The organism is Novosphingobium sp. SG754, assembly GCF_013149315.1.
Lineage (GTDB): Bacteria > Pseudomonadota > Alphaproteobacteria > Sphingomonadales > Sphingomonadaceae > Novosphingobium > Novosphingobium capsulatum.
The window spans coordinates 584,575-603,041 of the sequence record NZ_JABGCC010000002.1; the positions used below are offsets into that span (position 1 = coordinate 584,575).

Below are 18,467 nucleotides of genomic sequence, written 5' to 3' on the forward strand. Positions count from 1 at the left end.
CACGCATTCCTATGCGGCCCGTGTTACAGCAACGCGGTGGCCGGTCCATCCCCTTCGCAGCGAACCACATCATGAAATGCATCGATCAGCCAGCGCAGGCCGGCGTCTTCGGCGCGGGCCCGGTGGAACTGTGCCATTTCCAGCATGGGCGGCATGGCAAAGGGCAGTGGTGAAACGGACACGGGCCAATGCCGGGCCGCCTTGGCCGCCAGGCGCGCATGCATCACCGCCAGGCGCGTGGTGCCCACCAGCAGTTCGGGAATGATGGTAAAGCCGGAAACCCGCACTTCCACCCGCCGCGTGATGCCCTGGGCGCGCATATAGCTTTCGGCAAAGGACACGCGGTTGAACCGCCCGATCTCCACCGCCACATGCCCGGCGGCCACGAACGCTTCCACATCGATCGGCTTGGCCATGACCGGATTGTCACGCCAGCCGACCACCACGTGGTGTTCTTCAAACAGCAGTTCGGCGGGATGTTCGTCGCTGACATAGCTTTCCGGTGTCAGCAGCAGGTCGATCTCGCCCCGATCGAGCCGCTGCGTGGCATCGTCGCTCAGCGGGATCACGTCGATCCCCACGCCCGGCGCCACCCGCGCCAGATGCGGCAGCAGCGGCGCCAGCAAAACGCTGGCTAGATAGTCTGACAGGCAGATGCGGAAATCGCGCGTGCTGGTGGCCGGATCGAAATGTGGCGAACTGCCGACCAGGCCATCGACATCGTTGAGGATGGCGCGGATGGCCGGCTGCAGGCGCAGGGCAAATGGCGTGGGCATCATGCGCTTGCCGTTCTGCACCAGCAGCGGATCGGCGAAGAACGTGCGCAGCCGGGACAGCGCCGCGCTGATCGCCGGCTGGCTGAGGCTGAGATGCTCGGCGGCGCGCGTGACGTTGCGCAGATCGAGCAGCGCATCGAGACAAACCAGCAGATTGAGATCGAGTCCCTTGAAGCGCATTGCACACCATAATTCTGACAAATCGAAACCGATAAAAACAAATCATTTCCATTATGACAAGGCGGTGGCGATGCTTGCGCCCATAAAAAGCACAAGAGGGAGAGGCATCTTGCACTTCGACATTCGCCCCGCGGTATCGATCGTGGCCCTGGCCGCAGCGCTTGCCATGCCGGCCGCTGCCCATGCCGCATCGGCCCAATCGCCAGATGGACCAGCCCAGCAGGCACCTGCTGCCGCCGCGCCGGAACAACCGCAGGCTGGCCTTGCCGAAATCGTGGTGACCGCCCAGCGCCGCACCGAAAACCTTCAGCGCGCGGCCATTCCGGTCAGCGCCGTGGCCGGTGACGTGCTGACCAAGCAGAGCGTGACGCGCGCCGATGACCTGACCCGCCTGGTCCCGGCACTGCAGGTGGCGCCGGCGGCCTCGTTCACCCAGATCTATCTGCGCGGGATCGGCACGTTCGGGGCGAATGCCTTTGCCGAGCAGGGCGTGGCGTTCAACCTCGACGGCGTCTACCTGTCGCGCCCCGCTGCCCCGGCGGCGCTGTTCTATGATCTTGAGCGGATGGAAGTGCTCAAGGGGCCACAGGGCACGCTCTATGGCCGCAATGCCACGGGCGGCGCGGTCAACCTGATCACGGTAAAGCCCAAGCTGGGCGAGGCATCCGGCTTCGTCACCGGGGAATACGGCAATTACAACGCGATCAAGGCATCGGGCGCGATCAACCTGCCGCTCGGCAGCCAGGCAGCCCTGCGCATTTCGGCCCAGCATGCCCAGCATGACGGCTATTACAGCGACGGCTATGACGACGAGGACACGACCGCCGTGCGCGGGCAACTGCGCTTTGACACCGGCGACGGCTTCAACGCCAACCTGATGGTCGATTATGGCGATGTTGGCGGCAAGGGCCTGGGCGGCACGATCATGCCGCTGCTGGCGGGCAAAGACCGCCTTGGCCCCAGCGATCCGCGTGTCCTCGCTGAATACCTGTCACGCGCGCCCACCGCGCCCGTGCCGCAGATCATCGCGCGCGGCGATGGCTATCAGAACAACAAGTATTACGGCGCGCTGGTCACGGTGAATGCCGATCTGGGCTTTGCCAAGCTCACGGTCATCCCGGCGTGGCGGCGCACTGACCTCGACTTTGTCAACTACTCGTCCAGCTTCCTGATCGACGTGACGGAAAAGTCTGACCAGCTGTCGCTCGAAGCGCGCCTGGGCAACCAGAATGCCCAACTCAAGTGGGTGCTGGGCAGCTATTATTTCACCGAAAGCGTCAAGGCGAAGCAGTTCTTCGATCAGGGCAACAACGGCACGCGGATCAATTCCAACCTGGGTACGGACAGCTATGCCGTGTTTGGCGAGGCGACCTATTCGCTGACCCCGCGTTGGCGGCTGACCGGCGGCCTGCGCTATACCCACGATACCAAGACGCAGCAGACCGAAGCGCACACCTATCCCTTCGTCGGGTTCGTGCCCCCGGCCTATCCCAACTTCACGCCGATCGTCCTCGACCTGGCGACCAACGCCACCACCGATGTGAATTTCAGCAAGGTGACGTGGAAGGCCGGCATGGAATTCGACGCCGGGCCGCATTCGCTGCTCTATGCGACCGTGTCCACCGGCTTCAAATCGGGCATCCTGTTTTCCGCGCTGGGGCAGAACTATTCGCGCCCCGAACGGCTGACGGCCTATACCATCGGCACCAAAAACCGCTTCTTTGCCAATACGCTGCAGGTCAACGTCGAAGGTTTCTACTGGGATTATCGCGACCAGCAGATTTCGCACCTTGCGCCCGTGCAGGTGGCGGCAACGCCGGCCGGCGCGATCTATGGCCCGGTATTTGCCACGGAAAACGCCGGCGCGGCCAAGCTCTATGGCGCAGAAGCCGAAGTGCTGTGGCAACCCACGCGCAACGACCTGTTTTCGCTCAACGTGCAATACCTGCACGCCACGTACGACAGCCTGCAGTACAAGGCCTATTCCACCACTGGGCCCGCGCCTGTGGTGGGCTGCGCGATCACCCCCACGGCACTGATGGGCGCGAGCGCGGCGGCGCGCATCTACAACGTCGATTGCTCGGGCAAGTCGCTGGTCAATGCGCCGCGCTGGGTGGTCAATGCGGGGTATGACCATACGTTCGACATCGGCAGCGCCGGCCGGATCATCGCGGCGGTTGACACCCGCGTGGAAAGCTCGCGCTATCTTTCGATCGACTATCTCGATCTGGGCCGCCAGGGCGCCTACATGATGTCGAACGCGCGGCTGACCTGGGAAAATGCGCCCGGTTCGCTGGCGATCACCGGCTTTGTCAACAACCTGGAAAACGCGCTGGTCTTTGCCAATTCCACGCAAAGCCCGGGCAAGCCCGGCGTGATCTACAACCAGATGCGCCCGCCGCGCACCTATGGCGTGCGCGGAACGCTCAAGTTCTAGGCTGCCGTCCACCGCGCTGCCATGAAAAAGGGGCCGTGCCCATATGGGCCGGCCCCTTTTTATTGCGGCATCAAGCCCGTGATCAGAACACGATGACGCTGCGGATCGACTTGCCGGCGTGCATCAGGTCGAACGCGGTGTTGATCTCTTCCAGGCCCATGACGTGGGTGATCATCGGATCGATCTCGATCTTGCCCTGCATGTACCAGTCAACGATCTTGGGCACGTCGGTGCGGCCCTTGGCGCCGCCGAACGCCGTGCCGCGCCAGTTGCGGCCGGTGACCAGCTGGAACGGACGGGTGGCGATTTCCTTGCCGGCTTCGGCCACGCCGATGATGATGCTGGTGCCCCAGCCACGGTGGCAGGCTTCCAGCGCGGTGCGCATCACTTCGGTGTTGCCGGTGGCGTCAAACGTGTAATCCGCGCCGCCATCGGTCATTTCCACGACCTTGGCCACGGTTTCCTCGCGGCTCAGGCCCTTGGAATTGAGGAAGTCGGTCATGCCGAAGCGGCGGCCCCATTCCTCACGCTCGGGATTGAGGTCGACGCCGATGATCTTGCCCGCGCCAGCCAGGCGCGCGCCCTGGATCACGTTGAGACCGATGCCGCCCAAGCCGAACACCACGACATTGTCACCCACCTGCACCTTGGCGGTGTTGACCACCGCGCCCACACCCGTGGTGACGCCGCAGCCGATATAGCAGCTGGTCTGGAACGGGGCGTCTTCGCGGATCTTGGCCACCGCGATTTCGGGCAGCACGGTGAAGTTGGAGAACGTGGAGCAGCCCATGTAGTGATAGATCGGCTGGCCCTTGTAGGAAAAGCGCGTGGTGCCATCAGGCATCAGGCCCTTGCCCTGCGTGGCGCGGATCGCGGTGCACAGGTTGGTCTTGCCCGAAAGGCAGCTTTTGCACTGGCGGCATTCCGGCGTGTAGAGCGGGATCACGTGATCGCCGGGCTTCACGCTGGTGACGCCGGGGCCAACCTCGCGCACGATGCCGGCGCCTTCATGGCCCAGCACCGACGGGAAGATGCCTTCGCTGTCCAACCCGTCGAGCGTGTAGGCGTCGGTGTGGCACACGCCAGTGGCCATGATTTCCACCAGCACCTCGCCCGCCTTGGGGCCTTCGAGATCGAGTTCAACGATCTCAAGCGGTTTCTTGGCCTCAAAGGCCACGGCGGCACGGGTCTTCATGAAGGTATCCTCCTTATCGATCGCAGTGGCCTACATCATTGCATGGCAGGCACAAAGAGCGCATTTGCGCAAAAGTTCGTTGCTTGCTTGGGATAATGCCATGTCGGACTGGGATGGGCTGGAAGAACTTGTCGCGATTGCCGAAAACGGCACTTTCGCGGCCGCCGCGCGCAAGCTGCGGCGTTCCACCTCGCACGTTAGCCGGGCGATTGCCCAGTTGGAACACCGCACTGGAACCACCCTGCTGCACCGCACGACGCGCCAGGTTTCGCTGACGGCGGCCGGGCGCGAACTGACCGAGCGCGCGCGGCGCATCATCGACGAGCGCGATGCAGCGCTGGCCGTGGCCAGCGGCGATACCGGTCTGCGCGGATCGTTGCGCATCACCTGCCCCACGGCACTGGGGGAATACTTCATCGCCCCGCTGGCGCTGCGCCACGCCATGGCCAACCCCTCGCTCGACGTGACGCTCGATTTCAGCAACCGCGTGGTCGATATCGTCGCCGAGGGGTTTGATGTGGCGATCCGCACCGGGCCGCAGGGCGATCTGCGCCTGGCGGCCCATCATCTGGGCGGGCGCAACCTGGTGACCTGCGCCGCGCCTGCCTATCTCGCGCAGCGCGGCCGCCCGGCCGAGATCGAAGAACTGGATCACCACGACTGCCTGGTCGGATCGGCCGATGTCTGGCATTTCCGCCGTCATCGCGCGGAAACGACCTATCAGCCGCAGGGCCGCTGGCGCTGCAACAATGGCCCGGCGGTGACGGCGGCGGCGGTGGCCGGGCTGGGCATCTGCCAGGTGCCGGATTTCTATGCGGCGGCGGCATTGACCCAAGGGCGGCTGGAGCCCGTGCTGGAGGCGTTCCGCGCCACCGAGGAAGCCGTGTGGGCCATGCACCCACGCCGCCGCCTGGTGCCGCGCAAGGTCACCGATTTCATCGCGCTTTTAGCGGCCGAACTGCCTGCCGCGATGGCGCGTGGCCTTACGCCAGCGGATCATCCCGGCGCGTGTCCTTGAGCATCAGGCCTGCGACCAAGGCAACTGCGGCCAGCACGGTAACATACCAATAGAACCCGCTTTCATGGCCGATCTGCTTGAAGCCAAGCGCCACGTTTTCCGCAGTGCCACCAAACAGTGCGTTGCCCACGCCATAGGCGAGGCCCACGCCCAGCGCGCGGACGTGCACTGGAAATAGCTCTGCCTTGAACAGCCCGCTGACCGAGGTGTAGAAACTGTTGATCACGAGGCCGGCCATGACCAGCAGCCCGGCCACCCACACGCTGCGGCTTGCCGCCAGCGCTGTGAAGATCGGTACGGTCAGCAGCATGGCGAGCGCAGCAAACAGCACGATGTTGGAGCGGCGGCCGATCCGGTCTGACAGCGCGCCCATGACGGGCTGGATCAGCATGAACGCCACCAGCACTACCGTCATCAGCAAGGTTGCGTCGGGCTTGGTCATGCCCACCGTCAGGACGAGGTATTTCTGCATATAGGTGGTGAAAGTGTAGAACGACAGGCTGCCCCCGGCCGTGAGCGCCATGACCAGCAGGAACGGGCGGGTGTGATGGGCGAACAGTTCGCGCAGGGTGCCGGCACCGTCCCGCCCTTGCGCGGCCTGCCCGGTTTCGTGCATGTGCCGCGACAGCCACAGGATCAGCGCCGCACCGCCCGCGCCGATGACAAAGCCGATGCGCCAGCCATAGGCTTTCATCGCTCCCTCGCCCAACAGGTGTTGCAAGGCCAGGATCACCAGCGTGGCCAGCAGTTGCCCGCCAATCAGCGTGACATACTGGAACGAGGCCCAGAACCCGCGCCGCCCGCGCCCGGCGATCTCGCTAAGGTAAGTAGCCGCGGTGCCATATTGCCCACCGGTGGAAAAGCCCTGGAGCATCCGTCCCAGGAGCAGCAGCGCGGGCGCGGCAATCCCCACCTGGCGATAGGTCGGCAGCGCCGCGATCAGCAGGGCGCCCAGCCCCATCATCAGCACCGAGACGACCATGGCCCGTTGCCGCCCGTGGCGATCGGCAAAGCGGCCGAAATACCAACCGCCGATCGGGCGCAGCAGAAAGCCCACGGCAAAGATGCCACTCGTCGCCATGACCTGAACCAGGGCGTTGCTTTCCGGGAAAAATTCCGCCGAAAAATAGAGCGCGGTAAAGGCGTAGATATAGAAATCGTACCATTCGATCAGATTGCCGGCCGACCCGGCCAGGATCGCGCGTAGGCGCTGCGCATCGGTGATGGCGGCAGCATTGCCCCGGTCTGCATGGCTGGCCATAGCCCACATTCTCCCGTGATACGATCAGGTTGCCATCCCGCTTTAGCTGCCTGGCCTGTCTCCGCAACCACAATGCCCTTGCGATCTCAGATGCAAAGGCCCTATGCAGGCGGCAAGGACGGAGCAGCGGCAGGGACGATACGGTGGCAGGATTGGCAGTTCATGATGCACTCGACGCCATTCCGCCAGCCTTTCCGCTGCAACAGGTGCAGGAGCGGGTTCACGCCGAGTGGGGATTGCGCGGCCAGTGGCACGCGATCAACTCGGAGCGGGACCAGACCTGGCATCTCACCGATGATGCTGGATCGGATTACGTGGTCAAGCTGTCGCACCGGATGGAGCAACCGGCCACGGTGGATTTCCAGATCGGGGCGCTCGATCACATCGCGCGGATCGACCCGCAACTGGCGGTGCCACGGATGGTGCCTACGCTTGCCGGCGCCAGGCGCACGACGATAACCGCCGATGATGGCACGGTGCACATCCTGCGCATCCTGACCTATCTCGACGGCAGGATCGCCCAGGATGCCTTTGCGGACTGCACCGATCCCGCAGCACTGCGCCGCGCCACGGGCGCCTTCGTAGCGCGGTTGAGCCTGGCGTTGCGTGGCTATTTCCATCCTCATGCAGCCAGCAACCGGCACGATTGGGATCTTTCGCGGGTGACCGCGCTGGCCCCGGCCCTGCCCCGCATTGCCGATCCGACCCTGCGCGCGCAATGCGCCCAGGTTCTGGCCGAGGCGGACAGCCGCATCTATCCAGCGCTTACCCGCACGCGCCACCAGGTGGTGCATCAGGACGCGCACATGGGCAACCTGCTGGTCGATCCGGCACAGCCCGCAAACATCGTGGGCGTGATCGATTTCGGCGACATGCTTTATGGTGCGCTGCTGGCCGATCTGGTGACGGCGGCAGACTGTTTTCCCGATGAAAGCGCCGATCCGCTGGTTATCCTGGCCGAGGTGACGCAGGGCTTTGACACGGTCTATCCGCTGGAAGAGGCGGAAATCGACCTGGTGTTCGATATGTGCTGCCTGCGCCTGGTCAACACCGTGCTGGTGGCCAATGCGCGGCGTGATCTGGCAGACGAAACGCCCGATGCGCATCTGGGCGGCGGGCGCAAGCATGGTGCGATGCTGGCCAAGTTGCTGGCAGTGGGCCGCGATGCCGCAACCCACGCGCTGCGCCGGGCCTGCGGTTTTCCGGTGCCCGCGCTGGCCCCGGATCCGGCAGCCGCGCGCACGGGCCTGATCGCGCAGCGCGACGCGGCATTTGGCAAGATCTGGCACTTCTATGAAACGCCGCTGCATCTTACCCGTGGGCAAGGTCCCTGGCTGATCGGCGCGGATGGCACGCGCTATCTCGACGCCTATAACAACGTGCCGCAGGTAGGCCATTGCCACCCGGCCGTAGTGCGCGCCATCGCGCGCCAGGCTGCCGCGCTCAACGCCAACACGCGCTATCTGGCCGATAGCCCTGGTTCCTATGCCCAGGCGCTGCTGGCCAAGGCACCGGCCGGGTTCGATGTCTGCTCGTTCGTCAATTCCGGCAGCGAGGCCAACGACGTGGCCGCGCAGATTGCCCGCTTTGCCACCGGGCGCACCGGCGCCGTGGTGATGCAAGGCGCCTATCACGGGATCACGGCCGCCACGGTGGAGCTTTCCCCGCTCACCAAGGCGCCGCCCGCGCATGTGGCCTGCCTGCCCCCGCCCGACCTCTATCGCGGCGTCGCGCCCGATCCGGCGGAAAGCTGGGCCAAGGCCGTGGCAGCGCTGGCCCAAGCCGGCCACCAGCCGGCGTTCCTGATGATTGACACCGCGCTGACCAGCAACGGCGTGCCCGGCCAGCCAGAAGGCTATATGCAAGGCCTTGCCCGTGCTGCGCGCGCATCCGGCGCGCTGGTGATTGCCGACGAGGTGCAGGCCGGGCTGGGCCGCCTGGGCAGCTTCTGGGGATTTGCCACTCAGGGCCTGGACCAGGTTGACGTGATCACGCTGGGCAAGCCGGTCGGCAATGGCCATCCACTGGGCGTGGTGTTGACGCGGCGTGACCTGTGGCAGGCGTTCTATGCCGATTGCGAGGTGTTCAGCACGTTTGGCGGCAACAGCGTGTCCTGCGCGGCGGGGCAAGCCGTGCTGGACGTGATCGAGCGGGAAGACCTGATCGCCCGCGCCAACCAGGTGGGAGACCTGCTGCGAACCGAACTGCGCGCGCTGGCGCGGCAATTCCCGCTGATCGGCGACGTGCGCGGGCGCGGCATGTTGACCGGGCTGGAATTCGTCACCGATCAGGCGGCTCGCACCGCCGCCCCGCACCAGGCGCGCCAGCTGGTGGAACGGATGCGCGAAAATGGCGTGCTGGTGGGCACGTCGGGCGAATATCGTGCCACGTTCAAGCTGCGCCCGTCGCTCACCTGGACGGAAACCGAAGTGGCGTTCTTCATCGATGCCCTGCGCAAGAGCCTCAACGCCCTCTAATGCCTGCGAAAGAACCGATCGTGCCCAAGCCACTGCTGATCATCCAGCCTGCAACCTCGTATGACGACATGCCCGCGACCTGCGCCGTGCACGGGGACGAGGTCGCCTGGTTCAGCGCCGGCTGCGGGGTGCCGCGTGACGAGATCGTGGCGATCAAGGTCTATCAGGACGAGCCGCTGCCCGATCCAGCAGAGGTGCGCGCCACGATCATCACCGGCGCGATCGACATGGTGACCGATGGCCACCCATGGATCGAGCGCACCGCCGCCTGGGCGCGTGACGCCATGGCGCAGGGCGCGCCGATCCTGGGCGTGTGCTTTGGCCACCAGTTGCTGGCCCATGCCCTGGGCGGGGTGGTGGACGACAATCCGCGCGGTGCGATGTTTGGTGGGGTGGACGTGGCCCGCACCCCAGCCGGCGCGCAGGATGCGCTGTTTGCCGCGCTGCCGCCGGTGGCGCGACAGATGGTGTTCCATTTCCAGTCGGTGCTGGCCTTGCCGAACGGGGCACAGGTCTTGGCCACCAGCGGCCACGACCCGCACCACGCCGTGCGCTATGCCCCGCGCGCCTGGGGCGTCCAGTTCCACCCCGAATTCGATGCCGCGATCATGGCCGGCAGCTATGACGTCTATGCCGATGCCATTGCCCGCGCCGGCTTTTCCGTGCCCGCCCTGCGCGCTGCCAATGCCGATACGCCCGACGGCCCGGCATTGTTGCGGGCGTTCATCGCGGCGGCCGATCAGGCCTGATCACCTGGCGCGATCAGCACCTTGCACTGATGGGTGCGCTGGCGCAGGCTTTCGAACACGTCGGGCGTCTGCGCCAAGGCGATGGTATCGGTTACCAACAGGCGCGGTTCGGCCAGGCCGCGATCGAGCGCGTCGAGCGCGGCTTCGTATTCCTGACGGGTAAAGAACGCCGAGGTGATCAGCCGCACTTCCTTGGACAGCATGGCAAAGGTGTTGAGCGTGTCGGGCCGCGTGCACAGCCCGAGCAGCACAATGGTGCCACGGTTGCGTGCGGTTTCTACCCCTTGCGCGATCAGGCCCGGCACGCCGACGCATTCGAACACCAGATCGGCAGGGCCACCCAATGCGCGCTGTGCCGCGCCCACCGGATCATCGGGCGCCACCACAAAATCGTGCGCGCCCATGGCAAGCGCACGATCCCGCTGCCACGGGGCGATATCCTGCACCACCACGCGCCCGGCCCCGTGCTGCCGCGCCCAGAACGCCACGGCAAGGCCAATCGGCCCGGCACCCAGCACCAGCACCTTGTCTCCCCGGCGCAGGCCGGATAGGCCGATGCCATGCAGCGCCACGGCCAGCGGCTCAATGATCGCGCCATCGGCCAGGCTGGCACTTTGCGGCAAGCGCACGCATTGGTTGGGCCGGGTCAGCGCATATTCGGCATAGCCGCCACCCTGGAGGCCAAAGGCGGTGCACCATTGCACCTCGCCGGCGCGGCAGGCCGGGCAATCGCCGCAGCTTTTCAATGGGCTGACCGCCACGCGATCACCCACGCGCCAACCGGAGACATCACGGCCCAGCGCGACCACTTCGCCGGCAAACTCATGCCCGAGGATGGAGCCGGCGCCTTGGCCATAGGCGGGGTCTTCGGTCATGTGCAGATCCGATCCGCAGATGCCGCAGCGCCCCACCCGCACCACCATGTCGCCCGCTTCTGGCACGGGGTCGGGCACGGTTTCCAGCGCCAGGGGCCGGTGCAGCCCCTGCATCACCACCGCGCGCATTACTGGTACTTGCCCAGCATCATGCCGCCATCGATCACCACGTGGCTGCCGGTCATATAGTCAGACGCATCAGAGGCGAGCATCAGCGCGAGCGGCTTGATCTGCTCAGTCTCGGCCAACTTGCCCAGCGGCACGATGGCATCCCAGGCGGCGCGCGCCACCGGGTCTTTCTTGAGCCAGCCCCCGCCGATGTTGGTCACGAACGGGCCAGGCGCGATGGCGTTCACGCGGATGCGGAACTCGGCCAGTTCCAGCCCCAACGCGCGGACCATGTGCAACACGCCGGCCTTGGCCGGCATATAGGGCAGGCCCACGATCGGCTCTGTCACCAGCCCGGCGTTGGATGCCGTACAGATGATCGAGCCGCCGCTGCGCCCGTTGGCGCGGCCGGGTTGCTTCATGATCCGCACGGCGTTGGAAATGGTGTAGAATACGCCGTTGAGATTGACCGCGATCGACTTGTCCCAGCGCGCCGGATCATAAGTATCGACCTGGCCTTCCGGGTTGCGATGGCCCGCCGGGTTCCAGAAGCCGGCGCCGGCATCGATCCCGGCATTGGCAAAGCAGATATCCAGCCCGCCGAACGCGCTGGCATGGTCGTCAAAGGCGGCTGCCACCGCATCGAAGCTGGATACATCGCAATGGACGGCGCGGGCCTCGTGCCCCGCCTCGCGCAGCAGGGCGGCTTCGCGCTCTGCACCGGGCAGGTCGATGTCTGCCAGGGTAACCGCCGCGCCGCCTTCGGCCATCGCCTGGGCATAGGCAAGGCCAATGCCGCTGGCAGCCCCGGTAACCAGCGCGCTGCGCCCGGTGATGCTGAAACGATCGATAATGGCCATGGTGTTCCTCTCCAATGGGGGATGCCCCGCGTTTACGCGGTGGCTTCGGTGTCTTGCGGCAGGGTGGTGCCCTGCTCGCGTGCGATCAGGCGCTGCAGCAGGCGACGGGCGCGAATGCCCCCGCCATCGCCGCCCAGAACCAGCGGCTTCAACGCCCAGAAATCAGCCCCGCGCATCAGGCGGTGGCTATCGCGGATGATCGGCATGTCTTCGCGTTCGAACGCATGTTCGAGCGCGGCCTGCATGCCTTGCGAAAACGCCGCATCGCCCAGCGCGAAATCGCGCCCCGTCGCCCAGACATAGTGCGTGGTATCGGGCGTTTCGGGAGTAAAGGCATGAAGCGAGGGTAGCAGCGTGCACTGTTCACGCGGTGTGCCGGGCGGCCCGGCGACATAGTCAAAGCGCAGGACCGCCGGCGCGTGCCAGGTCACCTCGCCATAGAAATCCTGTGCCTGGCCCACGCGGCCCAGCATGGCGCCGATGCCATCGGACAGCGTATCATTCAGGCGGACATATTCGGCATGCACCGTTTCGCCATCCTGCCAGAAGCGCCGTTCTCCTTCGGTAAAGGCGCGGGCGACCAGCGCGGGGTGGACGAAGTTGGCGTGGCTGAGATCGAGAATATTGTCGCTGTAGAGTTCGTAATGCCCTTCGGCACGGGTGGCGCCGCGCACCACCGCCCAGACGGGATCGACCAGCCAGGAAAAATCCGGGATCAGCGCGGCATCGGCGCGTTCCGCCTCACCCATCCAGATCCACAGCAGGCCATGGCGCTCGACCAGCGGATAGACCGGCAAGCGTGTGGCGGGCAACTGCCCACCGGGGTGGGGATTGTGCACGCAAGCGCCCGCGCCATCAAAGCGCAACCCGTGATAGGGGCACGCGAGCGCGCCATCGATCACCCTGCCCTGCCCCAGCGGGGCAAAGCGATGGGGGCAGCGTCCACCCACGGCATGGGCCATGCCCGCCTCGTCGCGAAACAAGGCAACCGGCTCTTCCAGGAAGACCCGATCAATCGGGTCGCTGCCCAGGTCATCGGCCCACCCGGCCACGTACCAGCAATGGCGCAGATACGTGCCGCGCGGTGGACCGGCCAGAATGGGGATGGAAAGCGCCGGCGCCGGCATCACGCTGCCCCGCTGCTCACAGATAGAGTTGCTTGTTGATGGCAATGCCGTGTTCGCGGCAGTAGCTTTCATAGTGGTTCATGAACCACCACACATCGAGCGTTTCCACGTGGTTGCCCTGGGCATCGAAGAACTCGTTGGCACCCTGCATGTGAAACAGCGCCTTCATTCCCTGGGGATCGTCGGTCACCAGGGTGTGGGCGGTACCGGGGGTTTCGGTGATGAATTCACCCGGCTTGCACACCCAATCGTATTCGAGATAGCGGAACGAGCCTTCCAGCCCGATCGCCCAGACCTTGCCCCGGTGCTTGTGCGTGCCGATCACGCCGGGGCCCTTGATCCACAGGATGTTGACATAGATGTTTTCGCGCACGTCGAACGCCAGGTGGCGGATCGCGGCGTTGTCTCCGAACGGAACCCACGGGCTTTCCGCCTCTCCCGCGCCGACATAGGTGCCTTCCACCCCGCGCGCGCGGATCAGGTCACCATAGAGTTCGGGCACCGAGACGATTTCATAGGCGGATGAGGGCGGCGCCTTCATGCTGCTGGCCATGGCGTTTGCCTTTGTCAGAGATAGAGCTTGGGATTGATCGCAAGGCCGTGCTCGCGGCAGTGCGTCTCGTAGTGGTTGATGAACCACCAGACGTCGGCGGTATCGACCAGATTGGCCTGGTCATCGTAGAAATCGATCGGTCCCTGCATCCAGCCGAACAGCTTGCAGCCCTGCGGGTGATCGGTCACCAGCGTGTGGCTTTCGCCTGGCGTTTCCAGGATCAGGCCCCCCGGCGTTGCCACCCAATCGTATTCGAGATAGCGCACCGATCCTTCCAGGCAGACCATGGTGATCGTGCCGCGATGGAAATGGGTGCCGATTACGCCCGGCCCCTTGACCCACAGGATGTTGGAAAACAGATTCTGGCGCACGTCGAACGCCAGGTGCTTGATCGCCGCGCCATCGCCGAACGGCACCCATGGGCTGTCCACGTCGGTGGCGGCGTCGATATAGCGGCCGCCGGGGCTGAGCCGTTCGACCAGGGCCTTGTGCGGGAATTTCACGTCGACGATTTCCGCCTTGTTCGACGGCGGGGCTGTCATCACGGTCATGGGGGGATCTCCGGGGTTCAGCGGATCAGGGTGTCGACGTAATCGGCGCCGATGCCGACAGCGGCATAATGCGCGCGGGCGGCGGCGATATAATCGAACACGTCATAGTGGCCGATGGTGTTGCCGGCCTCGTCGAGCCACATCAGCGGGCCCGACACGACGAAGAACACCTTCATCGGGTCTTCGTGTTCATAGCAGACCAGGGTGTGGCTCTCGCCCGGGGTTTCATAGATGAAATCGCCGGCGGTGGCCGTCCAGGAATGTTCGAGATAGGCCCACTTGCCGCTGATGGTATAGGCCCAGATCGGGTGTGGGTGATAGTGGCGGTTAACCAGGCCGGCCTGCTTGCTCATCAGCACGTCGGCCCACATGTTCTTGGATGGGCTGATCCACACCGGCTTGGAAAACACGGTTTCACTGATCGGCACCCAATAGCGTTCATCGCCTTCGGCAATCTTGGGCATGTAGACTTCGGGCAGGCCACCATCGCGGAAGACTTTCTCTACCGGCTTGATGTCTCTCCAGAATTCAGCGTGGGGGGCTTCGGGCATTATCGTTCTCCAGGGGAGGAGCCGGGCAGCGCGGGGACGCGCGCCGCCCGGCCTTGTTGCGTCAGAACTTCACGCCAACGCGCGCATACCATTCGGCCGGACGGCTATAAGTGCCGTAGATCTGGCCGCCGGCCAGCTGTGCCTGGCCGGTGGTGAGATAGCGTTCGTTGGTCAGGTTGGTGCCACCGGCGGTGAGTTCCCAGCTACCGCCCGGCGCACGATAGGTGATCGAGCCGTTGAGCACCGTGGTATGCTGCCGGTCGAGCAGGAAGGTGCCTTCGGTGTCGTTCTTCATCATGCTGGTGAAGGTGACATCGCCAAGGAACACCAGGGTGCCGTGGCTGCCCAGATCGGCCTGATAGCGGGGCGACACGTTGAACTTCCACTTGGGAGTCTTGGGCAACGTGGCCCCTGCAAAGACCCCGGCCTGGAGCGCGGAGGGTGCAACCTGCGCCGGGCCATCGACGCTGGTGTATTTGGCGTCGGTATAGCCGAGCGAGCCGGTCACGGTCAGGCCACGCACAGGGGCTGCCACCAGTTCCACTTCAAAGCCCTTGATCCGCGCGTCACCAGCATTCTGGATGGTGGGCGAAACCCCCTGCTGGAAGTTGAGCTGGATGCCGTTGTAATTGGTGAGGAACACCGCGCCGTTGATCTGCAGATGCCGATCGAGCAGCTCGGACTTGATCCCCGCTTCCCAGGTTTCGGCCTTTTCCGGGCCAAAGCCGGGCGCATAGGGCAAGGGATTGGACAGGCGCGTGGTCCAGCCGCCGGTCTTGTAGCCCTTGGACCAGCTGGCATAGACCATGATGTCCTGCGTGGGATGCAACTGCACGCCAACCTTGGGAGAGAAGTTCGAGAACGTCTTGTGCTGCACGCCGGCAACGTAATAGCGCAGCGGTTGCCCGGCGTTAGGGAAGCCATTGTCCACGCGGCACGCGTCGCTGATAGGATTGAGCGAGGCGCAGTTGGGATCGCCGAAATAGTTCGCCAGCTTGTAGTTCAAGCCGTTGGCATCGGACTGGAAGCCTTCGAACTCCTTCTTTTCGTGGGTATAGCGGCCACCCACGGTAACCGCGATCAGGTCTGACAGGGCATAGTCGACCTGGCCATAGAATGCATAGTTCTTGGTCGAGAGGTTGTTGGGCCCGTCAACCTGCAGCAGGCCTTCGGCAAAGGTCACATAGTCGTGCAGGTCACCGCTTTCGGTGAAGTAATAGGCGCCGAGCACATACTTGAGCTTCTTGTCCACAGCCGTGCCAGTGAGTTGCAGTTCCTGGCTGAACTGCTTCTGGTTCATCGAGAAGCTGGTGTGGAGGAAGTTGAGCGGCGAACCGTCAAGGTCCATGCCCACCACCCAGTGCAATTCGCGATAGGCCGTGATCGACTTGATCGAGGCCGTGTCAGACAGATCGAAATCCAGCGTCAGCGCGGCGCCGCCCTGCTTCAACTTGTTGAAGTTGTTGCCGTTGGCATAGGACGTGTCGATGTTGTTGGTGACGAACCGATTGTCATAGGGCAGCCGGTTGTTGTCAGGATTGTTGTCGGTGTTGACGCCATAGATCGCGGGCAGATCGAGGATCGAGTTGAGCCCGCCGCGGCGATAGAGATAGGCGGCCGAGGGCGGCCCGCCGATGAAGCTGTCGCACGGGCCGGTAACGCCGCCCACGGTGGTGGTGGGATTGCCGGCGATCGCGCAGTTATAGGTGCCGGCAAACACCGCCGGGAAGGTGGTGATCACCTTGTTGGCGATCTGCGAGGTATCGGTGCGGCTGTAATCCCCGGTCAGAGTCGCGCGGAACGTGGCGCCATTGTAGCGGATCTTGCCGCGCAGGTTCCAGGTATTGTCGCCCCCTTCGGTGCCGTAGCCCTGGTTGCCGTAACCGGCCGCCTTGAGCGAGGTGATCGGATCGAACGCATAGTTGTTGGCGCCCGGATAGGGAATGCGATGCAGGTAGCCATCGCGCTTGGTGATCGCAAAGCTCAAGGACGAGGACAGCTTGTCGGCCAGCGGCATGTCGACCGTGCCCTTGGCGCTGAACAGGCTGTAGCTGCCGGTCATCGCGCTGCCGACAAAGCGGAACGTATCGCCCGGATCGTGCGTCACGATCGAGATCGCGCCACCGATCGTGTTGCGGCCAAACAGCGTACCCTGCGGCCCCTTGAGCACTTCGACGCGCTCGACATCGGGCAGGTCCTGGTTCGCGCCGACCGAGCGGGCAAGATAGACGCCGTCGAGATAGATGCCCACGCCCGGATCGATGTTGAAGGCAAAATCGTTGGCGCCGATGCCGCGAATATAGGCCGCCAGCACCTGGCTCGACCCCGAAAACGGCGTGCCGGCATCAAGCGTGACGTTGGGCGCGATGTTCGAGAGCGAGGAAACGCTGGTCACCGCGCGCTCCTGCAGGGCCGCTGCGGTGAAGGCGCTGATGGCGATCGGCACATCCTGGACGTTTTCGGCGCGCTTCTGCGCGGTCACGACGATTTCCTGGATGCCCCCGTTGCCGCTCTGCGCTTCAGCCTGTGGCGCGGCCTGGCCTTGCGGCGCTTCCTGAGCCATCGCCGGGCTGGCCAGTGCAATGGCCAGTGCGCCCACCGATACCGGTGCGAACTTCATGGTCTCTCTCCCTTTTTTCGATGCGGGTTGTGCCCGGATTCCCCTGACATCCGATCCGCTGTGGACGATGGTAGGTGTTCGGGGTGATCTGCGCTTGCATTGGTGCGCAAGCCGATCAGGATTCTGGCGCAACCACCCCGAAAAATTCAGCGCGCCCGAACAATTCAGCCGGCAAGGTTCAATTGCCGGCGCGCCATTCGCGCGGCGCCACGCCAAAGCGCTGACGAAAACAGCGCGCGAAATAGGCGCTGTCGTTAAATCCCATTTCGAATGCGATCTGCGTGATGCTGGCGCCAGGGCTACCGGTAATGCGATCGGCCGCGCGCTGCAGGCGCCGCTCGAGGATATAGGCGCTGGGCGTGGTGCCCATCATGGCAAACACGTTCTGCACCGTGCGGACCGAGGTGTGGCAGGCATCAGCGAGAGTCTGCGTGCGCAGTGCCGGATCGCCCAGATGGGCATCGACCAGCGCCACCACCTTGTCGCGCAAGGCATGGTCGGTCACGCGCTCTTCAGGATGGGTGGCGCCGCGCATGGCGAGTGCGGCGAGGTCATAGAACACGGCACTCACGCCCTGCTGCCAGGCCATGTCCTGCCCGCTTTGATCGCCCTGGTGCCATAGCGAGCGCAGGAAATCGTGGAATACCCGGCCGCCCGGACTGGCCCCGCACAGGCGGCGGCTGAGCATGTCATCGAGGCCCGGCACCCGTTCGGCGAGCGGCGCGCGCGGGAACTCTACCACCAGCAGTTCATGCGCGGAAAGATCGAGCGTGTAGGACTGGTGCGGCGATCCAATCACGAAATCGCCGGCTTCGAGCAGGCTTTCGGCCTGCCCCTGGCGATGCAGGCTGCGGCCCCGGCATTGCAGGTGCAGGATCAACCGCTCGGTCGTGGCCTGATCACCCTGCCGCCCCACGAACGACGCAGTCGAGCGCGGGCGGATCATGGCGAGGTCACCCACCGTCCATGACCACATTTCGCCCACGAAATCGCGGCCCTGGGTTTTCACATAGGTGCCGGAATAGATGCGATCGACCAGATCATTCCAATACGACAGGCGCTGGTCGGGCGCGATGGCATCGGTGGCGTAGCGTTGCACGGCATTCATCGGCGTGAACTCCCCCAACGA

General features: G+C 64.7%; 15 protein-coding genes. 4 read left to right on the forward strand and 11 right to left on the reverse strand.

From position 1 onward, the window contains the following. Positions 1-23 precede the first annotated feature (23 nt). Positions 24-956: a LysR family transcriptional regulator gene (locus tag FHW97_RS07160; RefSeq protein WP_084390744.1), complete on the reverse strand. Its 933-nt coding sequence runs from the start codon at positions 954-956 to the stop codon at positions 24-26. Positions 957-1,065: 109 nt separating this feature from the next. Here FHW97_RS07160 and FHW97_RS07165 point away from each other — a divergent pair, with 109 nt between their 5' ends. Then, on the forward strand, positions 1,066-3,393 hold the full coding sequence (locus FHW97_RS07165; RefSeq protein ID WP_253941633.1) for a TonB-dependent receptor: 2,328 nt from the start codon (positions 1,066-1,068) through the stop codon (positions 3,391-3,393). Between the two features lie 82 nt (positions 3,394-3,475). Here FHW97_RS07165 and FHW97_RS07170 read toward each other — a convergent pair whose 3' ends face one another. After that, on the reverse strand, positions 3,476-4,588 hold the full coding sequence (locus FHW97_RS07170; protein WP_054131118.1) for an S-(hydroxymethyl)glutathione dehydrogenase/class III alcohol dehydrogenase: 1,113 nt from the start codon (positions 4,586-4,588) through the stop codon (positions 3,476-3,478). Positions 4,589-4,688: 100 nt separating this feature from the next. Here FHW97_RS07170 and FHW97_RS07175 point away from each other — a divergent pair, with 100 nt between their 5' ends. Beyond that, positions 4,689-5,606 (forward strand): LysR family transcriptional regulator, encoded by a 918-nt coding sequence (locus FHW97_RS07175; protein WP_022678292.1) that lies wholly within the window; start codon positions 4,689-4,691, stop codon positions 5,604-5,606. Here FHW97_RS07175 and FHW97_RS07180 read toward each other — a convergent pair. Next, on the reverse strand, positions 5,572-6,867 hold the full coding sequence (locus tag FHW97_RS07180; RefSeq protein WP_216647678.1) for an MFS transporter: 1,296 nt from the start codon (positions 6,865-6,867) through the stop codon (positions 5,572-5,574). The two genes, FHW97_RS07175 and FHW97_RS07180, sit on opposite strands and share 35 nt — an antisense overlap. 143 nt (positions 6,868-7,010) lie before the next feature. On the opposite strand from FHW97_RS07180, the gene FHW97_RS07185 reads away from it, so the two are divergent. Both FHW97_RS07185 and FHW97_RS07190 read left to right on the forward strand, forming a co-directional pair. Next, positions 7,011-9,344, forward strand: coding sequence for an aminotransferase class III-fold pyridoxal phosphate-dependent enzyme (locus tag FHW97_RS07185; protein WP_171798487.1), 2,334 nt, complete (start codon positions 7,011-7,013; stop codon positions 9,342-9,344). 20 nt (positions 9,345-9,364) lie between these two features. After that, on the forward strand, positions 9,365-10,093 hold the full coding sequence (locus FHW97_RS07190) for a glutamine amidotransferase (protein ID WP_022678289.1): 729 nt from the start codon (positions 9,365-9,367) through the stop codon (positions 10,091-10,093). On the opposite strand, the gene FHW97_RS07195 is transcribed toward FHW97_RS07190, so the two are convergent. The 8 genes from FHW97_RS07195 to FHW97_RS07230 form a co-directional block, all read right to left on the reverse strand. Continuing rightward, the gene (locus FHW97_RS07195) at positions 10,084-11,097 is read right to left on the reverse strand and encodes an alcohol dehydrogenase catalytic domain-containing protein (protein WP_171792296.1); all 1,014 of its coding nucleotides are present in this window, start codon (positions 11,095-11,097) and stop codon (positions 10,084-10,086) included. The two genes, FHW97_RS07190 and FHW97_RS07195, sit on opposite strands and share 10 nt — an antisense overlap. Further along, on the reverse strand, positions 11,097-11,936 hold the full coding sequence (locus FHW97_RS07200; RefSeq protein WP_171798488.1) for an SDR family NAD(P)-dependent oxidoreductase: 840 nt from the start codon (positions 11,934-11,936) through the stop codon (positions 11,097-11,099). The genes FHW97_RS07195 and FHW97_RS07200 overlap by 1 nt, the downstream gene beginning before the upstream one ends. A gap of 32 nt (positions 11,937-11,968) precedes the next feature. Next, positions 11,969-13,063, reverse strand: a complete 1,095-nt coding sequence (locus FHW97_RS07205; protein ID WP_183537997.1) for an aromatic ring-hydroxylating dioxygenase subunit alpha — start codon at positions 13,061-13,063, stop codon at positions 11,969-11,971. Positions 13,064-13,079: 16 nt separating this feature from the next. Beyond that, positions 13,080-13,616 (reverse strand): 2,4'-dihydroxyacetophenone dioxygenase family protein, encoded by a 537-nt coding sequence (locus tag FHW97_RS07210; protein WP_171796026.1) that lies wholly within the window; start codon positions 13,614-13,616, stop codon positions 13,080-13,082. A 14-nt stretch (positions 13,617-13,630) separates the two neighbouring features. Beyond that, positions 13,631-14,167, reverse strand: coding sequence for a 2,4'-dihydroxyacetophenone dioxygenase family protein (locus FHW97_RS07215; RefSeq protein WP_022678284.1), 537 nt, complete (start codon positions 14,165-14,167; stop codon positions 13,631-13,633). A 17-nt stretch (positions 14,168-14,184) separates the two neighbouring features. After that, entirely contained in the window at positions 14,185-14,718 is a 534-nt protein-coding gene (locus tag FHW97_RS07220) for a 2,4'-dihydroxyacetophenone dioxygenase family protein (protein WP_107716152.1), read from the reverse strand. Positions 14,719-14,779: 61 nt separating this feature from the next. Further along, complete coding sequence (locus FHW97_RS07225) at positions 14,780-17,338, reverse strand: TonB-dependent receptor (RefSeq protein ID WP_022678282.1); 2,559 nt, start codon at positions 17,336-17,338, stop codon at positions 14,780-14,782. A 178-nt stretch (positions 17,339-17,516) separates the two neighbouring features. After that, the gene (locus FHW97_RS07230; protein ID WP_062782881.1) at positions 17,517-18,446 is read right to left on the reverse strand and encodes a helix-turn-helix domain-containing protein; all 930 of its coding nucleotides are present in this window, start codon (positions 18,444-18,446) and stop codon (positions 17,517-17,519) included. Positions 18,447-18,467: the final 21 nt, after the last annotated feature.